The sequence below is a fragment of the Methylothermus subterraneus genome (genome assembly GCF_054656915.1).
Genome location: NZ_BAAHXK010000009.1, coordinates 44,142 through 65,197, shown reverse-complemented (window position 1 = coordinate 65,197; position 21,056 = coordinate 44,142). Strand labels below are relative to the sequence as shown.

At 60.8% G+C, this 21,056-nt stretch carries 19 protein-coding genes and 1 other RNA gene; 12 read left to right on the top strand and 8 right to left on the bottom strand.

Annotated features, from left to right (window positions below):
• Nucleotides 1–4: 4 nt before the first annotated feature.
• From ACYQ3M_RS09190 to ACYQ3M_RS09145, 10 genes are all read left to right on the top strand, one after another.
• Entirely contained in the window at nucleotides 5–514 is a 510-nt protein-coding gene (locus ACYQ3M_RS09190; protein ID WP_460035782.1) for a pilus assembly protein PilP, read from the top strand.
• 93 nt (nucleotides 515–607) lie between these two features.
• Entirely contained in the window at nucleotides 608–2,707 is a 2,100-nt protein-coding gene (locus ACYQ3M_RS09185) for a type IV pilus secretin PilQ (RefSeq protein WP_460035781.1), read from the top strand.
• Nucleotides 2,708–2,751: 44 nt separating this feature from the next.
• Nucleotides 2,752–5,046: a PPC domain-containing protein gene (locus ACYQ3M_RS09180; protein WP_460035780.1), complete on the top strand. Its 2,295-nt coding sequence runs from the start codon at nucleotides 2,752–2,754 to the stop codon at nucleotides 5,044–5,046.
• A gap of 63 nt (nucleotides 5,047–5,109) precedes the next feature.
• The gene (gene aroK, locus ACYQ3M_RS09175) at nucleotides 5,110–5,634 is read left to right on the top strand and encodes a shikimate kinase AroK (protein WP_460035779.1); all 525 of its coding nucleotides are present in this window, start codon (nucleotides 5,110–5,112) and stop codon (nucleotides 5,632–5,634) included.
• Nucleotides 5,615–6,700 carry a 3-dehydroquinate synthase gene (gene aroB, locus ACYQ3M_RS09170; RefSeq protein WP_460035778.1) on the top strand — a complete coding sequence of 362 codons (1,086 nt, stop codon included), beginning with the start codon at nucleotides 5,615–5,617 and terminating at the stop codon, nucleotides 6,698–6,700. The genes aroK and aroB overlap by 20 nt, the downstream gene beginning before the upstream one ends.
• On the top strand, nucleotides 6,675–8,186 hold the full coding sequence (locus tag ACYQ3M_RS09165; RefSeq protein ID WP_460035777.1) for an SPOR domain-containing protein: 1,512 nt from the start codon (nucleotides 6,675–6,677) through the stop codon (nucleotides 8,184–8,186). The genes aroB and ACYQ3M_RS09165 overlap by 26 nt, the downstream gene beginning before the upstream one ends.
• A 10-nt stretch (nucleotides 8,187–8,196) precedes the next feature.
• Nucleotides 8,197–9,246, top strand: a complete 1,050-nt coding sequence (gene hemE, locus ACYQ3M_RS09160) for a uroporphyrinogen decarboxylase (RefSeq protein WP_460035776.1) — start codon at nucleotides 8,197–8,199, stop codon at nucleotides 9,244–9,246.
• 90 nt (nucleotides 9,247–9,336) lie between these two features.
• Nucleotides 9,337–9,846 (top strand): septal ring lytic transglycosylase RlpA family protein, encoded by a 510-nt coding sequence (locus ACYQ3M_RS09155; protein ID WP_460035775.1) that lies wholly within the window; start codon nucleotides 9,337–9,339, stop codon nucleotides 9,844–9,846.
• Nucleotides 9,843–11,018: a CapA family protein gene (locus ACYQ3M_RS09150; protein WP_460035774.1), complete on the top strand. Its 1,176-nt coding sequence runs from the start codon at nucleotides 9,843–9,845 to the stop codon at nucleotides 11,016–11,018. The genes ACYQ3M_RS09155 and ACYQ3M_RS09150 overlap by 4 nt, the downstream gene beginning before the upstream one ends.
• Nucleotides 11,019–11,038: 20 nt before the next feature.
• Nucleotides 11,039–12,211, top strand: coding sequence for a glycoside hydrolase family 57 (locus ACYQ3M_RS09145; protein ID WP_460035773.1), 1,173 nt, complete (start codon nucleotides 11,039–11,041; stop codon nucleotides 12,209–12,211).
• Between the two features lie 49 nt (nucleotides 12,212–12,260).
• Here ACYQ3M_RS09145 and ACYQ3M_RS09140 read toward each other — a convergent pair whose 3' ends face one another.
• Nucleotides 12,261–12,671: a hypothetical protein gene (locus ACYQ3M_RS09140; RefSeq protein ID WP_460035772.1), complete on the bottom strand. Its 411-nt coding sequence runs from the start codon at nucleotides 12,669–12,671 to the stop codon at nucleotides 12,261–12,263.
• Between the two features lie 107 nt (nucleotides 12,672–12,778).
• Here ACYQ3M_RS09140 and ACYQ3M_RS09135 point away from each other — a divergent pair, with 107 nt between their 5' ends.
• Nucleotides 12,779–13,633: a ThiF family adenylyltransferase gene (locus tag ACYQ3M_RS09135; RefSeq protein ID WP_460035771.1), complete on the top strand. Its 855-nt coding sequence runs from the start codon at nucleotides 12,779–12,781 to the stop codon at nucleotides 13,631–13,633.
• Between the two features lie 49 nt (nucleotides 13,634–13,682).
• Here the strand turns inward: ACYQ3M_RS09135 and ACYQ3M_RS09130 are convergent, their stop codons facing one another.
• The 7 genes from ACYQ3M_RS09130 to ACYQ3M_RS09100 all read right to left on the bottom strand — a co-directional run bounded on the left by ACYQ3M_RS09130 (nucleotide 13,683) and on the right by ACYQ3M_RS09100 (nucleotide 19,094).
• Complete coding sequence (locus tag ACYQ3M_RS09130; protein ID WP_460035770.1) at nucleotides 13,683–14,687, bottom strand: PEP-CTERM sorting domain-containing protein; 1,005 nt, start codon at nucleotides 14,685–14,687, stop codon at nucleotides 13,683–13,685.
• An 80-nt stretch (nucleotides 14,688–14,767) separates the two neighbouring features.
• Nucleotides 14,768–15,325, bottom strand: coding sequence for a hypothetical protein (locus ACYQ3M_RS09125; RefSeq protein ID WP_460035769.1), 558 nt, complete (start codon nucleotides 15,323–15,325; stop codon nucleotides 14,768–14,770).
• Nucleotides 15,326–15,868 carry a coiled-coil domain-containing protein gene (locus tag ACYQ3M_RS09120; RefSeq protein WP_460035768.1) on the bottom strand — a complete coding sequence of 181 codons (543 nt, stop codon included), beginning with the start codon at nucleotides 15,866–15,868 and terminating at the stop codon, nucleotides 15,326–15,328. It lies immediately after the preceding gene.
• Nucleotides 15,869–16,007: 139 nt separating this feature from the next.
• A complete protein-coding gene (locus tag ACYQ3M_RS09115; protein WP_460035767.1) occupies nucleotides 16,008–17,660 on the bottom strand; it encodes a hypothetical protein in 1,653 nt (550 codons plus the stop codon).
• Nucleotides 17,661–17,716: 56 nt separating this feature from the next.
• Nucleotides 17,717–18,054, bottom strand: an RNA gene (gene rnpB, locus ACYQ3M_RS09110) — RNase P RNA component class A.
• Between the two features lie 22 nt (nucleotides 18,055–18,076).
• Nucleotides 18,077–18,946, bottom strand: a complete 870-nt coding sequence (gene rsmI / locus ACYQ3M_RS09105; RefSeq protein WP_460035766.1) for a 16S rRNA (cytidine(1402)-2'-O)-methyltransferase — start codon at nucleotides 18,944–18,946, stop codon at nucleotides 18,077–18,079.
• Nucleotides 18,947–18,953: 7 nt separating this feature from the next.
• The gene (locus tag ACYQ3M_RS09100; RefSeq protein WP_460035765.1) at nucleotides 18,954–19,094 is read right to left on the bottom strand and encodes a hypothetical protein; all 141 of its coding nucleotides are present in this window, start codon (nucleotides 19,092–19,094) and stop codon (nucleotides 18,954–18,956) included.
• 277 nt (nucleotides 19,095–19,371) lie between these two features.
• On the opposite strand from ACYQ3M_RS09100, the gene pgi reads away from it, so the two are divergent.
• Nucleotides 19,372–21,015, top strand: coding sequence for a glucose-6-phosphate isomerase (gene pgi / locus ACYQ3M_RS09095; RefSeq protein WP_460035764.1), 1,644 nt, complete (start codon nucleotides 19,372–19,374; stop codon nucleotides 21,013–21,015).
• Nucleotides 21,016–21,056 lie beyond the last annotated feature (41 nt).

Genomic DNA, 21,056 nt, shown 5'->3' with positions numbered 1-21,056 from the left:
GAGAATGCGCGTATTTATCTGCTTGGGATGCGCGTTGCTGGTTGGCTGTAGCGAGCGGGATTTGTCCGATCTGGAAGCGTACGTGGCGGAGGTAAAGGGAAGGCCCAAAGGCGCGATCGAGCCGATGCCGGAGATCAAGCCGGCGGAAACGTTTGTGTTTGATCCGGAAGGATTGCGCGATCCGTTCGTTCCTGAAAAACCCACCCCGCCGCCCCAGGTGGCGGTGGCCGGCAGCGGCATCCGGCCGGATCCGACCCGCCCGAAAGAGGAGCTCGAAGCCTATGCCTTGGATAGCCTGAGGATGATGGGCACGATCAAGAAGGACGGCGTCCTGTGGGGGCTCGTGCAAACGTCCGAAGGCACGATCTACCGGGTCAAGCCGGGAAATTATATGGGCCAGAACCACGGCCGCATTACCCAGATCGCCGACGACCGGATCGAGTTGGTGGAAATCGTGCCCGACGCCCCTGGCACCTGGCGAGAGCGACAGGCGAGCCTAGCCTTGGCGCAGTAGAAATTGGTTAGCGTGGGAGAGGGAAAAGTCATGGGTTATCGAAAGTTCGCAAATGCGGGAGGAAAAGTTGTTCTAGCCTGGTGGGTTGGCTGGTTGTGGCTTGTATCCTGTCAGGTGGCGGCAGTCGAGCTGCAAGACATTCAGTTTGCCACCCTCGCGGGAGACAACGTGCAGCTAAGGTTTGTGCTCGACGGTCCGGCCGAAACCCCAAAGGTATTTCATACCGACAACCCCGCCCGCCTGGTGCTCGACTTTGCGGGCGTGAAAAGCGCTTTGGGGAAGAAGACCGTTCCGGTCAACACCGGCGTGCTGACCGAGGTCAACGTCGTCGAGGGAGACGGCCGCACCCGCTTGGTGGCCAACCTGGTGTCTTTGGTGCCGTATGAACTCAGCGCCGAAGGCAACGAAGTCCGCTTGCTGCTCAAGAACGCCGGAGCGGTGGCTACCACGGCGCAATTTGCCCCGCCTTCGGGCCTTCCCACGCAGAGGATAGAAAAAATCGACTTTCGCCGCGGACCCCAAGGGGAAGGGCGGGTGCTGGTGTATCTGAAGGATCCCAATGCCCTGGTGAACTTGCGTCAGGAGGGCGGAAAGGTGGTGGCCGAGTTTTTGGATACCGAGCTGCCCAAGCAGCTGGCCAAGCAGCTGGACGTGCTCGATTTTGCCACCCCAGTCAAGACCATCGAAGCCTTCTCCGACGGCCGCAAGACCCGCCTGGTCATGACCCCGGCCACCGCCGATTTCGACTATTCCTCGTATCAGACCGACAAGCTCTTGACGATCGAGTTTAGGCCTTTGACCCGCGCCGAAAAGGAAGAGCTCGAGAAGAAAAAGTTCCCTTACGTCGGCGAGCGCCTCTCGCTCAACTTCCAGGACATCCCGGTGCGTTCGGTGCTGCAGATCCTGGCCGATTTCACCGGCCTCAACATCATCGCCGCCGACTCGGTCCAGGGCAACGTGACTTTACGCCTCAACAACGTGCCCTGGGACCAGGCTTTGGACTTGGTGCTCAAAGCCAAGGGATTGGGGCAGCGCCGGGAAGGGGAGGTGATCTGGGTGGCGCCTTTGGATGAAATCATCGCCCTGGAAAAGAAGGAACTCGAGCACGTCTCGTTCCGCGAGGAAAAAGAGCCGCTAAAGACCGAGATCATCCAGCTCAACTACGCCAAGGCGGCCGATATCTTGAAAGTGCTCAAAGGGATGCAGCAGCAGGCCCAGCAACCGCAGGCGCCTCAGGCATCGAATGCGCCGCAGTTTGCCCCCCAGTACGCGACCACCTTCGAGGAGCCCAGAATTGGCGAAGAAGCGGTCGCCGGCGGCAGCATTCTGTCTCCGCGCGGGGAGGTCAACGCGGACGAGCGCACCAACATCTTGATCGTCAAGGATACCCCCTATCACCTGGAAGCGATCCGCAAGCTGGTAAGCACTCTGGACCGCCCGGTCCGGCAGGTGCTGATCGAGTCGCGGGTGGTGATCGCCAACGACGACTTCAGCCGCGACCTGGGGGTGAGGCTCAACGCCGCGCGCAACACCGGCAGCCCCGGCAAGACCCAGACCCTGCTCGGGGGGATTTTGGGCAACAACAACGGCATCGTCGATTTACCGGCAGCGATCGGCCCGGGGGCCGGAGGGGGCTTGGGGATCGCAGTGTTCAAGCTCAACCAGTTTTTGATGCAGTTGGAACTGTCGGCCCTGCAAGACGAAAACCGCGGCGATGTGATCTCCATGCCCAAGGTGGTGACCCAAGACCAGACCACCGCCCGGATCGAGCAAGGCGAAGAGATCCCCTACCAAGTTGTAGGGACTGCCGGTGGGGGATTGGCCGTCCCGCAAACCCAATTCAAGAGAGCGATGTTGAAGCTCGAGGTCACGCCCCACATCACCCCCGACGACAACGTCATCATGGACATCCTGGTGACTAAGGATTCGCGTGGAACCCAAACCGTGAACGGCCAACCGCCGATCGACAAGCGTGAGATCGAAACCACCGTCCAGGTGGCCAGCGGCGAGACGGTGGTTTTGGGCGGCATCTACGAGACCACGCGCAACAAGACCGCCAACAAGGTGCCGTTCTTCGGCGATCTGCCGGGCTTTGGCTTTCTGTTCCGGCGCGACCGGAATATCGACAACAAGCGCGAACTGCTCATCTTCATCACGCCGCGGATCCTGAAGGAAGCCATGGCGATGCAGTAAGGGGGAACAGAATGGCGAGTAAGTCAAGCGATAGGAAAAAGGTCATGAAGCTAAAAGCGATCACGATAGCGGTGGGATTGGCGTTGGGGGTGAGTAATTTCGTCCACGCCGACCTGCTGGACCAATTGCGCACTCAGACCGGCGGTGTCTTCAGCGGCGGAACCGGCGGGGGCGGAACCGGCGGGGGCGGAACCGGCGGGGGTGGAACCGGCGGGGCGGTCACGCCGCTTTCCGAGGTCGAGCCCAACGACACGCCGCAGACTGCAACCCCGCTGATTCCCGGCCAACCCCAAAGCGGGGCGTTTCAGGCAAGCGGCGACCAGGACTGGTACCGGTTCCGCGTCACTCAGGCCGGCACTGCGGCCACGCTCGAACTCCCACCGCAGCGCCGCGGCTTGCAGCTGAGCTTACAAAGCGCCAGCGGCCAGGTGCTCGCGCGCTTTCAAAGCAGCGATAAAGACACCCGTAAATTCGCGTTGGCGTTGCCGCAACTTGGCGATGTCTTCCTGGTGGCCGAATCGCTGGGAGCCTCAAGCTATGTTTTTACCCTTTCTGGAGACGGCATCGGCCCGCCGCTCACCGGTCCCGGCGGCCTGCCGGAGGGGGCGCTGATTGAGGTCGAACCCAACGACCGCCCCGAGACAGCCACGGCTTTAAAACCCGGCACCTTTCACGGCGGGCAAGTGGCTTCCAATGATCCCGATTTCTTCCGCCTCCAGGCGACGGCGGCAGGCTCTGTCGAGGTGTTTCTGCCTGGCTCGGGCGGGGAGTTTAGCTTGACGATCCTGGATGCTTTTGGCCGAATCCTGGCCAGTCAGAAAAGCGCTGGGTTCGATCAGACCTTCACCGTGGTGGTGAGCGCGCCGGGGGATTATTTCGTGCAATTGTCCTCGCCGGCGGCCGCGCCCGTCCCTTATCTGTTCAAGCTGAGCGGCGATACGCTCCAATTGCCGCTGGATCGCCGCAACGAGTTTCTGCGCCAGGCCCAGCGCGAGGTCGAACCCAACGACAGCTTGGTCGCGGCCAATCCCATCGTGCCCGGCCAGCCGGTGGCCGGGCAACTGCGCGTCAAGGAAGACGAAGATTGGTTTGCCTTGCGCACGGTCCAGGCCAACACGGTGATCAACGTAGAGATGCCCAAAGGACCGGCCAAGTGGAAGATTTCGCTCTTCGATGCCGCCGGCAACCTGCTCGATCAAAGAGAAAGCCTGACCGACGGCGACCTGGTGTTCTCGGCCACCATCGAGCGCGTGGGCAAGTTTTATCTGGCCATCGCCGGGGTCGACGACACCCGCGCCGATTACGTCTTCAACGTCACCGGCTCTGGCCTGCAGAACCCGAGCGACCGCAACCCCAACGCCAACTTCCACAACGTCGAACTCGAACCCAACGACGCCGTCAAAGACGCCAACCCCTTGACCTCGGCGGTGCGCCTCGTTGGCCAGTTGCGCAACGGCTCGGACGTCGATCTGTTCAAGATCGACAGCCCCGGCAACGAGATCCTCTCCGTCGAGCTGTGTCCGGGCAGCGCCGCCTGCGCCGCGCAGATTTCCCAAAATTCCGGGCCGTGGGTGGTGTACGTGTTCAACGCTAAGCTGACCCAAAGCCTGCTCGATCAGACGGTGCCGTTGACCGTTTGCGTGGGGGATGAGCCGGTCACTTCGTCGGTAAAACATCTGTATTTGTCCTTGAATAAGGGATTATTGGATTCAGCGCTGATGGGCGTGATCGACCCGGCTTTCGGCGCCAGCCGCAAACTCGAGATCGGGCTCAAAGAGCCGGGGACCTACTACTTGGCGGTCTCGGCATCGCTGAAGCGGCAGCAAGACGGTAGCGTGGTGCAGACTGCAAAGAATGTGGCGTGCGGGAAGATCCCCGATCCTAACGATCCTACCAAGTTGATAGACAGGAAGATTACAGAAGAAAAAATTGTGGTTGAACCCTTCAGCGACGACCAATACGATCTTCAAGTCGTCCAGACCGGCCTGACCCCCGCCCTGGCCGGAAGCAGCGCGCAGAGCCAGCTTCTGGCCGAGGACCGGGTGCAGGTGCCGGTGGTGGAAATCAACGGCGTCGAATACGGCGCCGAGCTCAGGCTGATCCGCGAAGGCGGCAAGCCGTTTTTAGAGCTGATCCGCATCGAGCCGCTCGGCACCGCGGTGGCGGGGAACGATGTCGACTCCCTGCGGCGCCAGGCCTTGCGGGCGACGCTTACAGGCGACATCGTCCACGTTCCCTTGGCCTTCTACAACGGCCATTATTACGCCGGCACGCTGCGCCTGCTTGAAGACCAGGGCCGCTTGCTGCTTGAGGTGCTTTCGGCCACCGAGCTGGATTGAGCGTTTGCGAAACGGCGCTTTCAAGGCCAGGCATAGACCTGGCCTTTTTGTTATCCTGTTACGATGAAACGCGGGGGCAATATTTTTTTGATCGGCCCGATGGGGTCGGGCAAGACCACCATCGGCCGCCTGTTGGCCAAAGCCATGGGCCTTAAGTTCTACGACAGCGATCGGGAGATCGAGCGCCGCACTGGGGTAAGCATCCCCCTGATCTTCGAGTACGAGGGAGAAGAAGGGTTTCGGCGGCGCGAGCACGAGGCGCTTGTCGATCTGGTCAGGCGCTTTAACATCGTGCTGGCCACCGGCGGCGGGGCAGTGCTCCGCGAGGACAATCGCGAGCTGTTGCGCCGGCACGGGTTTGTCGTATATTTAAAATGCCCGGTGGACAAGCAATGGGAACGCACGGCGAAAGACGATCAACGGCCGCTGCTCAAGACCCCCGATCCCAAAAAGCGCTTGGCCGAACTGATGATCGTGCGGGCGCCGCTGTACGAGGCGATCGCCGATCTTATCGTCGATACGGGGTCCTGTTCCAGCCGGCAGGCGGCCAAAAAAATCCAGCAAGCTTATGCAGACCTTGATCGTTGAGCTGGCCGAACGCAGTTATCCGATTTATATCGGCGCGGGATTGCTCGCGCGGCCCGAGCTGTTCAATCGCCATTTGGCCGGCCAGCAAGTCTTGGTCGTGACCAACACAGTGGTCGGGCCGTGGTATCTAGAAAAAGTCATGGACGCGATCGAGGCGCCGAGCAAAGCCGAGCTTGTGCTTCCGGATGGAGAAAGCTACAAGACTTTGGCCACGGTCGAGCGGATTTTCGATCGCCTTTTGGAAAAGCGCTTTAGCCGCAACGCCACGCTGGTCGCTTTGGGCGGCGGGGTGATCGGCGATCTGGTCGGTTTTGCCGCCGCCTGCTATCAACGCGGGATCGCTTTCATCCAGGTGCCGACCACGCTGCTCGCCCAGGTCGATTCCTCGGTCGGCGGCAAGACCGGAGTGAACCACCCGCTGGGCAAGAACATGATCGGGGCGTTTTATCAGCCCCGATGCGTGATCGCCGACACCCAGGCGCTCGATACCTTGCCGGATCGAGAACTGCGCGCCGGCCTCGCCGAGGTGATCAAATACGGTCTGATTGCTGATGCGGCCTTTTTTGCCTGGTTGGAAGAAAATATGGCTAAGCTCTTAAACCGCGACGCGCAGGCTCTGGCGTACGCCATCGAGCGTTCCTGCCGGATCAAGGCGGAAGTCGTGGGGGCCGACGAGCGCGAATCCGGTCTTCGGGCGATCTTGAACTTCGGCCATACTTTTGGCCACGCCATTGAGGCCGCCACCGGTTACGGGCGCTATCTGCACGGCGAGGCGGTGGCGATCGGAATGTGCCTGGCGGCGGAGTTGTCGCGGCGGCTGGGACTCATCGGCTTGGCGCAGGTCGAGCGCATCGTGGCTCTGATCGAGCGTGCGGGGCTGCCGATCTTGCCGCCTGCCTTGGACAGCGAGCAGTGGTTGGCGTGGATGGCCGTGGACAAGAAGAACCTCGACGGCAAGCTGCGCCTGATCCTGTTAGAAACGCTCGGACGGGCCGCCTTGCCGCAGCCGGTCCCAGGAGAAATTCTCAAAGCGACCTTAGATGAGTACCGCAGAACTTTTTGTTGACGTGGATAGTGCAAAGGCTTCCCACGCCGCGGGGGGATACGATTTTCTCTCCCCCGAGCGCCAGCAAAAATACGACTTGCTCGTGCATCTTCTGGGCAATCTGGAGCAGCCGGTGTTTTTGTCCGGACCGGAAGGAATCGGCAAATCCGCGTTTCTTGCCCGGTTGCGCGACCATCCTCCGCCGAAGTGGCGGGTTTTTTCGCTTACCGCCTCCCCGCAGACGACCTTAGAGCAGGTGCAAAAAGCGCTCGCTGAAGCTTTGGCGGCCAAGGGCCAACGCGAGGTCGTGGTGCTGGCGTTGGACGACGCCGGTCGCCTGGCTCCGGGCGTGCTCGATGCGATCTGCCGCTTTGCCGTCCAAACCGCCGATTTAGGTCTGCTCGCCGCCTTGCGCCCCGATGAGCTGCATCTTAAGGCGGTCAGCGATCCGTGGGCGGTGGGCGAGGCGCAGGTGATCGAATTGCCCCCTTTGAGCGAGCAGCAGTGCGCCGATTACTTCGAACGCTTGTGGCTGCAGCGCGGTCGGAGCGGGGAGCCCGACCCGGAGCTGGTGCAGGAAATCTATAGGCGCACCCACGGAGTGCCAGGCTGGATTCAGCACGAGGTGGTGGAATTGTTCGGCAGACCGCCGCTGCGCTGGCATTTGGCCTTGGCCAAACCGGTTTATCTGGCGCTCGGGGTAGTAGGGATCGCCGTTGTTGCGGTGACCTATTGGCAGTCGAGGCAGCACGCGAGCGAGTCGGTCTTGCCGCTTTCTCCCGCGCCAAGCGCCGATCCGATGGCGGCGTCTGCCCCGCCGGGGGTTGCTGCCCCCCCATCCCCTTTGGCGCCGAAGCCGCCTGAGAAAGCTCAAGGTGAAATCACCGAGCCGGTGGCGGTGGTCGTTCAGGCGCCTGCAGCTGAGGTCGCGGCGGGCGAGGAAGCCCAAAAGGAAGCAAAAGATGAATCTGCGCCACAGAGCGAATTGCCGCCGCCCAATCCGGCGTTGCCGGTAGAGAAAGCTCCATCCGTTTCTTCCAAGCCGCAGGCGACGGAGGTCCGAAAGCCGGCGGCGGAAGCGGTCAAAGCGAAGGAGGGGCGGCCGGTGGTGGAGAAATCGCCGCCTGCGCCTCCGAAATCACCGCCGGCGGCGGAAGCTCAAAAGCCGGTAGGCGAACCTCCTAAAACCCAAGACGCGGCGTCGGAAGTCGCCAAAACCGCCGGAATCCAGCCGCGGGAGTGGGTGCTCAAGCAGCCCTCTTCCCGTTTTGCGCTGCAGATCGGCTTTTTCCGCGACCCCAAAGCGTTGGCCGAATTTGCCCGGCGCCACCCCAAACTCCGCCCGCTGGCTTATTATCCCAAGGGCAACGGGTATGTCCTGTTGTACGGAGCGTTTTCCAGTATAGACGAGGTGCAGCAGGCCACCCGCAAGCTGCCGCCGGAGATCGGCCAAGCCTCGATCTGGCGGTTTAAATCGATTCAAGGCGCAGCCCGTACCAATCCATGAGGGAGCTTTTGTGACGATTTTGCTCGACGCTTTGCTTCGCCGCCCCGTGCCGCGTACTCCCGTCTGGTTCATGCGCCAGGCGGGCCGCTATCTTCCCGAATACCGCAGAGTGCGTGCCCAAGCCGGGAGTTTTATGAATCTTTGCACCCACCCAGAACTGGCTTGCGAGGTCACTTTGCAGCCCCTGCGCCGATTTCGTTTGGACGCGGCGATCTTGTTCTCCGATATTCTCACCATCCCGGCGGCGATGGGGTTGGGCCTGGGCTTTACCGAAGGCGAGGGGCCAAAGTTTGAGCGGCCGATCCGCAGCGAACAAGACATCGCCCGCCTGCCGCAGATCGACCCGGAGGTCGAGCTCGGCTACGTCCTGGAGGCCGTGCGGCTGATCCGAAAGGAGCTTGACCGCAAAGTGCCGCTGATCGGCTTTGCCGGGAGCCCTTGGACGCTCGCGACGTACATGGTGGAAGGCGGCAGCAGCCGCGATTTCAAGCGCGTCAAAACCTTGCTCTACGACCGCCCCGAACTGATGCGCTGCCTGCTGGCCAAGCTGGCGGTGGCCGTGGCCGATTATCTGAACGCGCAGATCGCCGCCGGCGTAGATGTAGTGATGCTGTTTGACACCTGGGGCGGAGTGCTGGCCAGCCAGGACTATTTTGAGTTTGCCTTAGCTTCGGCGCGGCAGGTGCGCGAGCGGCTCACTTTAAATCCCGGCGGCAAGGCGATCCCGGCCATCTTGTTCACCAAAGGCGGGGGATTGTGGCTGGAGGCGATGGCGGAGGCCGGGTTTGACGCCTTGGGGCTGGACTGGACCTGTGACCTTGGAGAAGCTAGGCGGCGCGTCGGGGATAAAGTGGCGCTGCAGGGCAATCTCGATCCCATCGTCTTGTACGCGAGCCCTAAGACGATCCGAGCTAGGGTGGCGCAGATTTTGGATCGTTTCGGCCCGGGTACCGGCCACGTCTTCAACCTCGGGCACGGAATCTTGGCAGACACCGATCCTGGCCACGTGGAAGCGATGGTCGAGGCGGTGCACGAACTGAGCCCAGCCTATCACCGCTAGTTTCTTGCAAGTCCTTTTAAACCCAAGGGTTGACAAAACCCGCTAGGTGATTATGGTTAGGCTGGAGCCACCGCAGCAAGGGAGGTATCCATGAAAGGCAATGTTGATCAACTTTTTAGAAGGCCGACAGGCTGGGGCTTGAAATCGGGACTGGGGGTCGCCATTTTGCTGCTGAGCGGCTGTACCACTCTGGATCACGGCAGGATCGCGAAAAAACCGGTACTTTACGGCGATCCTGGCCATCGCCCTTTAGCGGCCTACAACCGCCCCTACCGCGTCGGCGGCCGCACCTATTATCCTCTCAAGAGCGCGCGCGGCTACCGCGAGCGCGGGCTCGCTTCCTGGTACGGCTGGGAATCCGGCGACCGTACTGCGATGGGCACGCGCTTCAACCCTAGGGCCTTGACCGCCGCCCATCGCACGCTGCCTTTACCGACCAAGGTGAAGGTCACCAACCTTAAAAACAAGCGTTCCGTGATCGTTACCGTCAACGACCGCGGACCCTTTGTCAAAGGTCGCCTGATCGACCTTTCCTATGGCGCGGCCAAGGCTTTGCGGTTGAACGGCGTGGCTCCGGTCGTGGTCGAAGCGCTCAATTGAATCGGCGCCAGTTTTTGGCGGCCGTGACCGGACTCGCTTTGGCAGGAATACGCAAGGATCAGGCCGCCGCGCCTTTGACTCTGTTTTTGTGCGGCGACGTGATGACCGGGCGCGGGATCGACCAGATCCTGCCCCATCCCAGCCGGCCGCAGCTGTTTGAACCCTACATGCGCTCCGCGCTTGGCTACGTCGAGCTGGCCGAACAGGTCTCAGGCCCTATTCCCAAACCGGTAGATTACGCCTATGTTTGGGGCGAGGCGCTTGCGGAGCTGGCGAAGATCCGGCCGGATCTGCGCATCGTTAACCTAGAAACCGCGGTCACCACCTCGGACGAGGCCTGGCCGGGCAAGGGCATCCACTACCGCATGCATCCTGAAAACGTCCAGGTGCTTAAGGCGTTTGGCATCGACTGCGGCGTGCTCGCCAACAACCACGTGCTCGACTGGGGAAGATTAGGGCTGCTTGAAACCCTAGCCACCTTACACCGCGTCGGTATCGCCACCGCCGGCGCCGGCCGCGATGCCGAGGAAGCGGGGGCGCCGGCTATCCTGGAGACGGGCAAGGCCAGGGTGCTGGTGTTCGCTTATGGCACCAAAGACAGCGGCGTGCCCTCGGAATGGGCGGCAGGGCCTGGACGCGCGGGGGTGAACGTGCTGGAGGATCTGTCCGCAGCCGACCTGGCGGGCGTTTCCCAAAGGGTGCGCGCCTACAAACGTCCGGGAGACGTGGCGGTGGTCTCCCTGCACTGGGGAGGCAACTTTGGCTTTGCGATTCCAAACGCCCAGCGCCGGTTCGCCCATGGGTTGATCGATGAGGCCGAAGTGGACCTGGTGCACGGCCATTCCTCCCATCACGTCAAAGGCATCGAGGTCTACCGCGGCAAACTGATCCTCTACGGCTGCGGGGACTTTTTGAACGATTACGAGGGCATAGGCGGCTACGAGGAATACCGCAGCGACCTGGGCCTGATGTATTTTCCCACCCTCGAGGTCAAAAGCGGCAGGCTGCTTAGCCTACGCATGGTTCCGACGCAAGTGCGTAAGTTTCAGATTCACCGCGCCCCCGAGGAAGGGGTAAGATGGCTGGTTGAGACTTTGAACCGCGAGGGGGAGCGCCTTGGCACCGCAGTGAAACTTGAGCCGGACGGCAGCCTGGCTTTAGTTTGGGCGTAATTTGCGCAAAGGAGAGAACTATGGGACCGATCTTGCACGCCTTAGGGCTACACATGCACCAGCCGCCGGGGAACTTAAAGCTTTTGCTCGACAGCAACCCCTGGGAGGCCGAGCAGATCATCCGCTGCTACGAGCGCGCGGTGCGCTATGCTTGGCAATACCGCGACGTGGCGCGCCTGCACGTGGGGTTTTCCGGCGTCCTGCTCGAGCAGTTTCAAGACCCGGAAATCATCGCCCGCTGCTCGAAGTTTGTGGACCTCCCCAAGATGCTGGAACGCTACGCCCAGGCCGACACGATCGAGTTGATCGGGATGGGCTATTACCACCCCATTTTCCCCTTGATCCCGCAGACCGATTGGGAAGACCAGCTTCTGGCCGGGCGCCGGATTGTGGAACAGGTTTTCGGGCGCGCCCCCAGAGGCTTCTGGCCGCCGGAGATGGCGTTCTGCATGGAGATGATCCCGGCTCTGGTCAAGGCCGGCTACGAATACGTGGTGGTGGACGGCGTCCACGTTCAACCCCAAAGCGGGGCAGTCGATATTTACCAGCCTTACCGGGCGAGCTACGGCGGGGCGACCATCACTGTCGTCCCGCGCGACCGCGACCTCTCCAACGCTCAGGAGTCGGGGTTGGATCCCAACTGGTTCTTCAACGAGGTAACCCACAAGCTCAGCCACTCGCCGCACCCTAACGCCCCGCGCCTGGTAACCACCTGGTCGGACGGCGAAAACGGCGGCTGGTTCCGGCAGATGCACGAGGAATCGGGGTTTTTCGGCCGTTTCTTCGCCCCCTACATGGAGACGGTGCGCGCCGGCCGCTCCCCCATTCGCCCCGTGACTATCGGTGAGTACCTGCGCGAGCATCCGCCGATCGAGACGGCCGCCGTGCGCACCGGCGCTTGGAACGTGGGGGCGACCTCCGGGATGGACTTCTCGCAGTGGGCGGGGACGGACAGCCAAAAGCGGGCGGTGGAGAAAATCTGCCAGACGAGCGCCCGCTACTGGCGGCTCAAGGCGCAGGAAAATCGGCTGTCCGCGCGCGGCAAGGAGGCGCTGGCCAAAGCCAGAAAGCTGATCCTGGAAGGGGAGACCAGTTGTTTTCTGTTCTGGGGCGAGGCGTGGGTGCCGGAACTTTACAAGCGCACCGAGCCGGCAGCCAGGTACCTGGACGAAGCCGAGGCGGAGCTTCGCTGAGCTGATTTTTGCAGCTGGGTGGCAAGTCGGGTTGGATGGGCCGTGGCGATCAAAGCAGCTTGACCAGCGCCGCGACCACGCCCACCGCGACCACCAGCAAACTGCCGAGCTTGATCACCATCCGGTACTCTAAGTCTTTAAGATCGCGCCTGAGCTCGGCGATGTCGTGTTTGAGCTCGGCGCGCACTTCCTCGATGCGTCGGTGCGTCTCGGCGATATCGCGCTTGAGCTCAGCGCGCACTTCCTCGATGCGCCGGTGCACCTCGGCGAGGTCGCGCTTGAGTTCAGCGCGGGTGTCTTCGATTTGGCGCTCAAGATTTAAGATGTCCTGCTTGCTGGCCAGGTGCGCCTCAAACAGCTCGGCCTCGGCCTCGGCCAAAGCTTCCGCCTGCTGCTCGCTGAAGCCGGCTTCCTTCAGCCGCTTGGCGAACTTTAAGGTGTCAAACGCGACCGCGCTCATGACTTGACCCAAATCCAATCTTCTTTTTTTTAATTTTACCCTAACTTCATCTATCAGTCGGCCGGATTGGGCTATACTGCAAACGATGGTTGGATTATTGCGCAAACATGACGGCTTTCGACTATACCACCGCTTTTTCGCGCAACTTGGGGTTTTTGAGCGCCGAGGAACAAGCGCGCCTTAGAAAGGCCCGCGCGGCGATCGCAGGTCTCGGCGGCACCGGCGGCGCCCAGGCCCAGGCGTTGGCGCGTTTAGGGATAGGCCGCTTCACCCTCGCCGACCCGGATACCTTTGAACTTGCCAACTTCAACCGCCAGGCCGGGGCCTTCATGCACACGATCGGGCGCAACAAAGCCGAGGTCACCGCCGAGATCATTCAGGCGATCAACCCCGAGGCCGAGATCCGCCGCTTGGACGAGGGCATTGGTGTTAAAAATATTGACAGCTTTCTCGACGGAGCGGACGTGGTCATCGACTCGCTCGATTTTTACTGTTTCGAGGAGCGCTTCCTGCTCTATTCCAAAGCACGTGAGAGAGGGCTTTGGGTGCTGACCGCCCCGCCTTTGGGATTTGGGTTTACCATGCTGTGCTTTGATCCCAAGGGAATGAGTTTTGAGGAGTATTTTGATTTTCATCCCGGCCTGAGCGAGTGCGAGCGCCTGATCGCCTGGATCGCCGGGCTTTGTCCTAAGCTTTATCCTCTGCGCTATCTGAACCGCGAGCAAATCAGCCTGGCAGGAGGCCGGCTGCCTTCGGTGGGGGCGGCGCCGTTTCTGATCGCCGGAGCGATCGCCGCCGAGGTCGCCAACCTCTTGACCGGCAAATTCCCCCCGCTTGCGGTCCCTGCCGTCTATCAGTTCGACCCTAGGCTGAGGAAATTTTCTTTGCGGACTTACCCCTGGGGGATGAAAAGCCCCTTGCAGAGGCTGCGCCGAAGAATGCTTGCCAAGCGGCTTTTCTAAAAAAACAGCCCCCACAACGGGGGCTGTCTTAAAGCCAAATAACTTTCGCTCAGGCCAAACGCCGCCGCAGCCCAAGGCCTAAGAGGCCGGCGCCAAACAGGGCCAAGGTGGCCGGCTCGGGGACGTATTTTTGCATATTGATCGTGGTGGAGTGCGCAAAAGCCCCGTTGTCATTGAGGCCTTGCCCACCCGTTACGTTGGAGTTGCCCGTGAGGTTTACACACCCATCGGCTCCCCCTGTGCACAATAGGCTTGGCCTGCCGGTTAAAATGTTATGTAAAATCACTGGTTCAACTGCGTTATAAATGGTGCTTAAGCCGAAGGCAACGCTAACGATGGGGAGGTTATTGTTCAGCCCCAAAGCAGTTTTGATGTTTCTAGCACCAGATACAAGGATAGTGGCGGTCCAAAACTCGTCCGGATCGCCCAAGAAGCCGTCTACCTGTAGGAGAGTCCCCTTGCTTGCTTCGTCGATGCAGTCTGCCAGCGAGGAGCAGTTGGTGGCGCCAGCCAGCTTGCTTCTATCCAAAATGAGATCCCGATCCTCGCCGGTATCGTTTCCGTCTCCTACCACGTCGCTAGGATCGCCGTTGTTGATGAACAAGGCTGCGATCGCTCCTTCCCCTGCATTCCCTTGGGGCACGGTAGGATCCGGACCGTCCCCCAACGCCAGGATGGCGTTCAGCCCGCCGCTGTAAGGCACAAAGTTCCAACTGTTTGAAGCAGGATCGCTGTTTAGCTGAATCGCAGCGATTCCAGTGACTTCCTTGCCGGAAGGAATCCCGTTCTGCGCCGGCCCAATAGGATTGCCAAGTGGATCAACAGGGGTTTTGGTAAACGTGTTGAATGTGAAAACGGAGATGAGGACGTCGTTTTGTTGGATATCGCAAGCGGTACCAGAGCAAGTATTTGGATTAATCAGACCGGTACCGGGACGATACAAGAAGTCTATGTCATCGTCTTGGAAGGACCATAATTGCAGGCTGTTGGCGGGCCCGGCCACCGTAAGCCCCATGCTCAGTCCCAAAGCGGCTGTTAGTTTTTTGAGATTCATAGCTGTTACCTCTGTTTAGGGGTTTTATACCGTGCGAAAAATCTTCGCAATTTTAATTTAGCAGTATTCATGCCAATAATTTAATCTCTTGATTCATAAGGAGAGTTTTGCCTTTTGCAGCGCACCGCAAAAAGCGAGGGGCGATTTTGTAAAAAACTCTGACACCCGTTTTCCCCCGACCCCAGATCGAGCAATTCGCTAGCGCCCACGCTTTGGGCGAAGCGGCAGACGATAGGGGCGATATGGCGATAGGGCTGCCAGAGCCGGTGGATGGCGTTGAGGCAGTCCATGAAGCCTTCGCGGATCGGCCCGGGAAGCCAGGGTTGGTCGCAGAACTCAAAGGCCTGCACGCGCGGCAGGAACGAAGTTGCCGGTGTAAAATTTTCTGACACGTTAACGTCCTCCCTAAACGCGCCCCCAGGCGGCGAGTACCGCCCCGAGGCCGGTTGCATCCGGGCCAAAAGCCGGCTAAGCGCTTTTCCAGCGGCGCAAAGCCTCAAGTCCATTCGCAAAGCTCGATCGCCACCGGCGGCCTGCCTTGAGATAACTTCCGCCGGCCCTTCGGCTCGATGCGCTTTGATAAATTCGGTGGTCTTCTGGCGCCGGCATGAAATTCCCGCTGTAAAAATTGCTGACATTCAAAGCAGCTTGACCAGCGCCGCGACCACGCCCACCGCGACCACCAGCATCGCGCCCAGCTTGATCACCATGCGGTATTCCAGATCCTGAAGATCGTGCTTGAGCTCGGCGCGCACTTCCTCGATGCGCCGGTGCACCTCGGCGATGTCGTGTTTAAGTTCAGTCCGCACGGCTTCGATCTCGCGCTTGAGCTCGGCGCGGACTTCCTCGATCTCACGCTTGAGCTCGGCGCGGACTTCCTCAATCTCACGCTTGAGCTCGGCGCGGATCTCTTCGATCCGGCGCTGGGTCTCGGCGATATCGTGTTTGAGCTCGGCCTGGACTTCCTCGATGCGCCGGTGCACCTCGGCGAGGTCGCGCTTGAGTTCAGCGCGGGTGTCCTCGATTTGGCGCTCAAGATTTAAGATGTCCTGCTTGCTGGCCAGGTGCGCCTCAAACAGCTCGGCCTCGGCCTCGGCTAAAGCTTCCGCCTGCTGCTCGCTGAAGCCGGCCTCTTTCAACCGTTTGGCGAACTTTAAGGTGTCAAACGCGACCGCGCTCATGGGTTTGCTGAACCTCCCGTTGGGCTGGATTGGATGCTGCCCTCGGTGTAAAAAATTCTGACATTTTGTGCTTTGACTTTATCCGTCCCGGCGCCGCAGATTGTAGTCCGAAGCTTCGGCGATCGGCAATGCGCAAGCCTTAGCCGCCGATGTTTTCCAACGCGAACAGCTCGTAAGCGGGGGTTGCGTCGAGGCGCTGCTTTAGGTTGTAGGTTTGCTTGTTTACCCGACTGCGATAGATTTCCACCCATTGGCCGCTCCGCCAACGGCAGGCCGGGGCGAGCAGGCAAGCGGGGCGGTCGATGGCGGGCTGGGCCGGAAGGAGCAGCCCCCATTCCCGCCGAGGGGGCGCTAAGTCCATAGGCAGGCTGACCACGACCAAGCTGGCGGCAAAACTTAACAGTTCCACCCCGACGGCGATTTCTCCCTGGGGTTCCTGGCGCAACCATCGGATCGCGCCGACTTCGATTTCTCCCTGGGTGTGGTTGATCCCCAGGATTTCGCCTATCTTAAGCTGGGTGCAAGCGCGATCCAGCCAGATCAAGCAGTAGCCTTGGGCGCAAACGTCGGCGAACCGGCCTGGGAAACGGATTTTGCCGTGGCCTGGGATGGGGTTTAAAGACCGCGTCCAAAGGGCCTGGGCGTCGCTTTGGGCGGATTCTGCAAGTTGCTGGAAAGCGCTCGCCTCCGAGCGCAGGTCATTGCGTTGGGCCGGCTCGCTTTCCAGCGGCAAGAGCTTGAAATCGGCTGAAAATTCAGCATCGGCTGCGGCGGGCGGCGACTTGGGCAGCAAGGTGATTAGTTCCTGATTGGCCTGTCCCTCTTTAAGCAGCGCCGCGATCAATTCCGCAAGCCCTACGAGCAAAAGGCACTCTCTTTGCTCAGGCATCCTACGCCACTTGCGCTGTCTCGGGGCGCCCAGAACGTGCGCAAGGCGCAGCGCCAGTTTTTGCTCTCGGGGCGCTTGCCCATCGTTGGGGGTAGAGACCGACTCCAGCAGCCGCTGGACGACCGGGTGCGGATAGAGAAAGCGCAAGCCGGGGCGGGATCGGTTCTCCGACGGCAGGAGCTTGAGCGCGCGCGGCGGGGCAGAAGCTTCGCAGTCGAAGAAAAAACGCGCTTTTTGGTCGGGTACGGCGGGCCGGCGGTGGATTTCCGCATATCCGGCAAAGCGCGCCAAAAGTTGGTCGATGCGCTGCAACTCCCGCGGTCTAAAACGTCCCGGGCCGCAGCTTGCAAACAGCAGAACCCGCAGCAGTTGGGCGCGAAAGGGCGAGATCTCTCCGGAACCGGGCGCAGGCGGCAGGAGGGCGTGGGTTTCCAACAGCCGATAAACCCGATAAACCGTCTTCCAAAAGCCTTCCCCAGGCGGGTGGTAGACTTGGGCGCGGTGGCGCGCCAGGCGCGCGAGCCAGTCCAGCGCGTGTGCGAGGGTGAGCGAAGGTTTAAGTTTGGACGCCGGCGCGTCGAGGAACCCCGGCGCGAGGACCGCTTGAAGGTAGTTGATGGTCATTTGCCGGCTCAGCTCCAAAAGCTTATGGGCGGTCTTTCGATCCGGGTCGGACAAAGGCAGGGCGGAGTCGAGCAGGCGGCTTTCCAGCGCCTCGCTGAGCTGGATTGCCAAGGGTTGATGGAGTTTGAGCAGCCGCTCGCGTTGCGGCAGGGGAAGTTGCGCCTTGCCAAGCGCCTGCAGTCGGGCGATGAGTTGGGTGGCGGTCGGGTCGAGGTCGAGCTTGGCGAGTCCATTCAGCCAGGCTTGAACGCGCTCGGGATCGGTCAGATGGGCAGACACGCTGAAATTCTCTTGGAAAAAGTCGTTCTTCCCGCCTTAGTTTAGCCTAAAGGGGAAGCGAGAGCCGGCCTGTAAGCCGGGTTCTGTCGAGGGCAATCATTCCTCTAAGCGATCCACCCGGGAGCGCCGTGCGGGCCACACGCGGGAAAACTCCCAGCTCCCTGCTTGATCTTGCTCCAGGTGGGGTTTGCCGTGCCGCGGACTGTTGCCAGCCGCGCGGTGCGCTCTTACCGCACCGTTTCACCCTTGCCTGTGCCAAAAAGGCCATCGGCGGTCTGTTCTCTGTGGCACTTTCCATCGCCTCGCGGCGTCCAGGCGTTACCTGGCACCCTGCCCTGTGGAGCCCGGACTTTCCTCCCCTGCGCAAGGCAGGAGCGATTGCCCGGCCGACTCTCTATTAATATTAAACCAGAAACCTAAGGCAAAGTTTCAGGTTTGTGCGCTTTGTCTTGCCAGGCCAAGGCGGCGCGATAAAGCGCCTTGCGCGGCGCGCCAGTGATCTTTTCGGCCAGGGAGACGGCGGTGCGCAAAGGGCATTCTTGAAGCAATAGCCTAAGAACGCGAAGCGGGTCTGCGGTCAATTCCTCGCGGGAAGGCGAAGGCGCGCCCTCCAGCACCAGCACGAACTCGCCCTTTTGCCATTCCGGTTGCTGCTGGAAAAGCGCCGGGGCTTCGGCGACGGTGGTGGAGATCAGCCGCTCGTTGAGCTTGGTGAGCTCCTTGGCGATCACCAGCCGGCGCTCGGGCGGGAAGACTAAGGCCAGATCGGCGAGAAACGCCTCCAGGCGATGGCTGGACTCGTAGAACACGAGGGTGCGGGGTTCATCGCGCAGCGGTTCTAAATAGGCGCGGCGGGCGCTGGAAGCGCGAGGTGGAAAACCCTCGAACGCAAACCGGTCGGTGGGAAGCCCCGCCACCGACAGGGCGGCGACGGCGGCGCAGGGGCCGGGGATAGGAATCACCGGGATGCCGGCGCGCTGCGCTGCGACCACCAGCGGGAAGCCCGGGTCGTGGATGAGCGGGGTGCCGGCGTCGGAGACCAGGGCGATGCTCGATCCGCTTTGGAGCTTCTCGATCAGCGCTAAGGTCTTGGCCTGCTCGTTATGAGCGTGCAGCGAGCAGGTGGGCTTGGAAATCCCGTAATGGGCGAGCAGGCGCCGCACGCGGCGAGTATCTTCGGCCGCGATCAAATCCACCTCGCGCAAGGTTTGCAACGCCCGCAAAGTGATGTCGCCCAAGTTGCCGATCGGCGTGGCGACGACGTACAAGCTGCCCGGAGCCGGCATCTGGCATCTATGGGGTGGTCACCGTTCCCCGGCTCCCCAGCCGCTGGGTCAGCTTACGGTAACTTACATAACACCATTGGCGCATTACCAGCCAGTAGATTCCCAACAGGAGTTTGCCTATCGTCCAATAACCTGAGAGAGATTTCATCGAACCGCCTCGTTTGTCTTAAGATGCCTGGGATAAAGCTTGCAGGTTTTGCGCCAAGATAAAATTTTCTTTGTATTTCAATAAGATAAATTTCAAAGCCCGCTTGCGTGTAAGAAAATTTGACAAAATCGATAGCAAATTGTCCCCGATCGCTCTGCAAACCGTCAATCGAATCGGCGTTCATGACCCAAGCGATGAAACGCCTGCCCCCGTTTTCCTTAAAGACGGCGTTGGTTTACCATGGTTGCGGTTTTATTTTCGATGGGGGTTAAAGCCGATGACGACGCCGACTGCTCTGCCTGCCTGGAAGTCCCTGGCCGAACATCGCCGGGAAATCGAGGGCCAACACCTGCGCGACTGGTTCGCCCGCGATCCGGATCGCTTTCAGCGTTTTTCCCTAAGCCTAGGAGAAATTCTATTTGACTTCTCCAAGAACCTAATTACCGACAAGACGCTGGGGTTGCTCGTGCAACTGGCCGAGCAGTGTGGCTTGGCGGCGCGTATCGAGGCGATGTTTGGCGGCGACAAAATCAACCGCACCGAGGACCGCGCAGTGCTGCACGTGGCGCTGCGCAACCGCTCTAGCCGGCCCATCCTCGTGGACGGCCGCGATGTGATGCCCAAGGTGCGGCAAGTATTGGACAAGATGCGCCGCTTCACCGAGCAGGTGCGCAGCGGCCAGTGGCGCGGTTTCAGCGGCAAGCCGATCACCGACGTGGTCAATCTCGGCATCGGCGGTTCCGACCTGGGGCCTAGGATGGCCACTTGCGCTTTGACCCCTTATCACAAGCAGGATCTCAAAGTCCACTTCGTCGCCAACGTGGACGAATCGGATCTGTTGGAAGTTCTCAAGGGCCTGAATCAGGAAACCACCTTGTTCCTGGTGGTCTCCAAGACTTTTACCACCCAGGAGACCATGACCAACGCCCATTCGGCCCGGCAGTGGCTGCTCACCGGGGCGGGGAGCGAAGACGCCATCGCCAAGCACTTCGTGGCTATTTCCACCAACCGCCCCGCGGTCCAGGCCTTCGGCATCGATCCGGAAAACATGTTCGAGTTTTGGGATTGGGTCGGCGGGCGGTATTCCTTGTGGTCGGCGGTGGGTTTGTCGATCGCTTTGGCCGTCGGGATGGACCGCTTCGAGGAACTCTTGCAAGGGGCGTTTGAGGTCGACGAGCATTTTCGCACCGCGCCTTTCTCGCGCAATATCCCCGTGCTCATGGGGCTGTTGGGCATTTGGTATATCAATTTTTGGGGCGCGAGATCCCATGCGGTTTTACCTTACGACCACTATTTGCGCTATTTGCCCGAGCACCTGCAACAGCTGGAGATGGAAAGCAACGGCAAGAGCGTAAATCTCCAGGGCAAGCCCGTCGATTATTCGACCGCGCCGGTGATTTGGGGGCAGCCCGGGACCAACGGCCAGCACTCCTTTTTCCAATTGCTCCACCAGGGCACCCAGCTCATCCCGTGCGATTTTCTGGTCGCCGCCGAAAGCCATCATGAACTGGGCGAGCATCACGCGATCCTGCTCGCCAACTGCCTGGCCCAGGCCGAGGCCTTGATGCAAGGCAAGAGCTTGGATGAGGCGCGAGCCGAGCTTGCTTCCTTAGATCTGCCGGCGGACGAGCTCGAGCTTTTGGCCGCCGCCAAGACGTTCCCGGGCAACCGTCCATCGACCCTGTTTTTGTTCCGCAAGCTGACGCCCAAGACCTTGGGGCACTTGATCGCCCTGTACGAGCACAAGGTCTTCGTCCAAGGCGCGATCTGGAACATCAATTCCTTCGATCAAATGGGGGTAGAATTGGGCAAGCAGCTGGCCAAGGCGATCCTGCCTGAGCTGGAGGGGGGCAAGATCGGCGCCCACGACGCTTCCACCCGCGCCTTGATCGAGACCTGTAGGCGCTGGCGGGGTAAATAATTTTGCCTGGCGCAAGGTCTAAGCTAAAAAAGCTTGCGTTA

Excerpts from the sequence above, each read along its gene's own strand:
- ACYQ3M_RS09190 (WP_460035782.1), top strand. The coding sequence starts at position 5 with ATGCGCGTATTTATCTGCTTGGGATGCGCGTTGCTGGTTGGCTGTAGC.
- ACYQ3M_RS09180 (WP_460035780.1), top strand. The coding sequence starts at position 2,752 with ATGAAGCTAAAAGCGATCACGATAGCGGTGGGATTGGCGTTGGGGGTG.
- aroK (WP_460035779.1), top strand. The coding sequence starts at position 5,110 with ATGAAACGCGGGGGCAATATTTTTTTGATCGGCCCGATGGGGTCGGGC.
- aroB (WP_460035778.1), top strand. The coding sequence starts at position 5,615 with ATGCAGACCTTGATCGTTGAGCTGGCCGAACGCAGTTATCCGATTTAT.
- ACYQ3M_RS09165 (WP_460035777.1), top strand. The coding sequence starts at position 6,675 with ATGAGTACCGCAGAACTTTTTGTTGACGTGGATAGTGCAAAGGCTTCC.
- ACYQ3M_RS09155 (WP_460035775.1), top strand. The coding sequence starts at position 9,337 with ATGAAAGGCAATGTTGATCAACTTTTTAGAAGGCCGACAGGCTGGGGC.
- ACYQ3M_RS09145 (WP_460035773.1), top strand. The coding sequence starts at position 11,039 with ATGGGACCGATCTTGCACGCCTTAGGGCTACACATGCACCAGCCGCCG.
- ACYQ3M_RS09140 (WP_460035772.1), bottom strand. The coding sequence starts at position 12,671 with ATGAGCGCGGTCGCGTTTGACACCTTAAAGTTCGCCAAGCGGCTGAAG.
- ACYQ3M_RS09135 (WP_460035771.1), top strand. The coding sequence starts at position 12,779 with ATGACGGCTTTCGACTATACCACCGCTTTTTCGCGCAACTTGGGGTTT.
- ACYQ3M_RS09130 (WP_460035770.1), bottom strand. The coding sequence starts at position 14,687 with ATGAATCTCAAAAAACTAACAGCCGCTTTGGGACTGAGCATGGGGCTT.
- ACYQ3M_RS09125 (WP_460035769.1), bottom strand. The coding sequence starts at position 15,325 with ATGTCAGCAATTTTTACAGCGGGAATTTCATGCCGGCGCCAGAAGACC.
- ACYQ3M_RS09120 (WP_460035768.1), bottom strand. The coding sequence starts at position 15,868 with ATGAGCGCGGTCGCGTTTGACACCTTAAAGTTCGCCAAACGGTTGAAA.
- rsmI (WP_460035766.1), bottom strand. The coding sequence starts at position 18,946 with ATGCCGGCTCCGGGCAGCTTGTACGTCGTCGCCACGCCGATCGGCAAC.
- ACYQ3M_RS09100 (WP_460035765.1), bottom strand. The coding sequence starts at position 19,094 with ATGAAATCTCTCTCAGGTTATTGGACGATAGGCAAACTCCTGTTGGGA.
- pgi (WP_460035764.1), top strand. The coding sequence starts at position 19,372 with ATGACGACGCCGACTGCTCTGCCTGCCTGGAAGTCCCTGGCCGAACAT.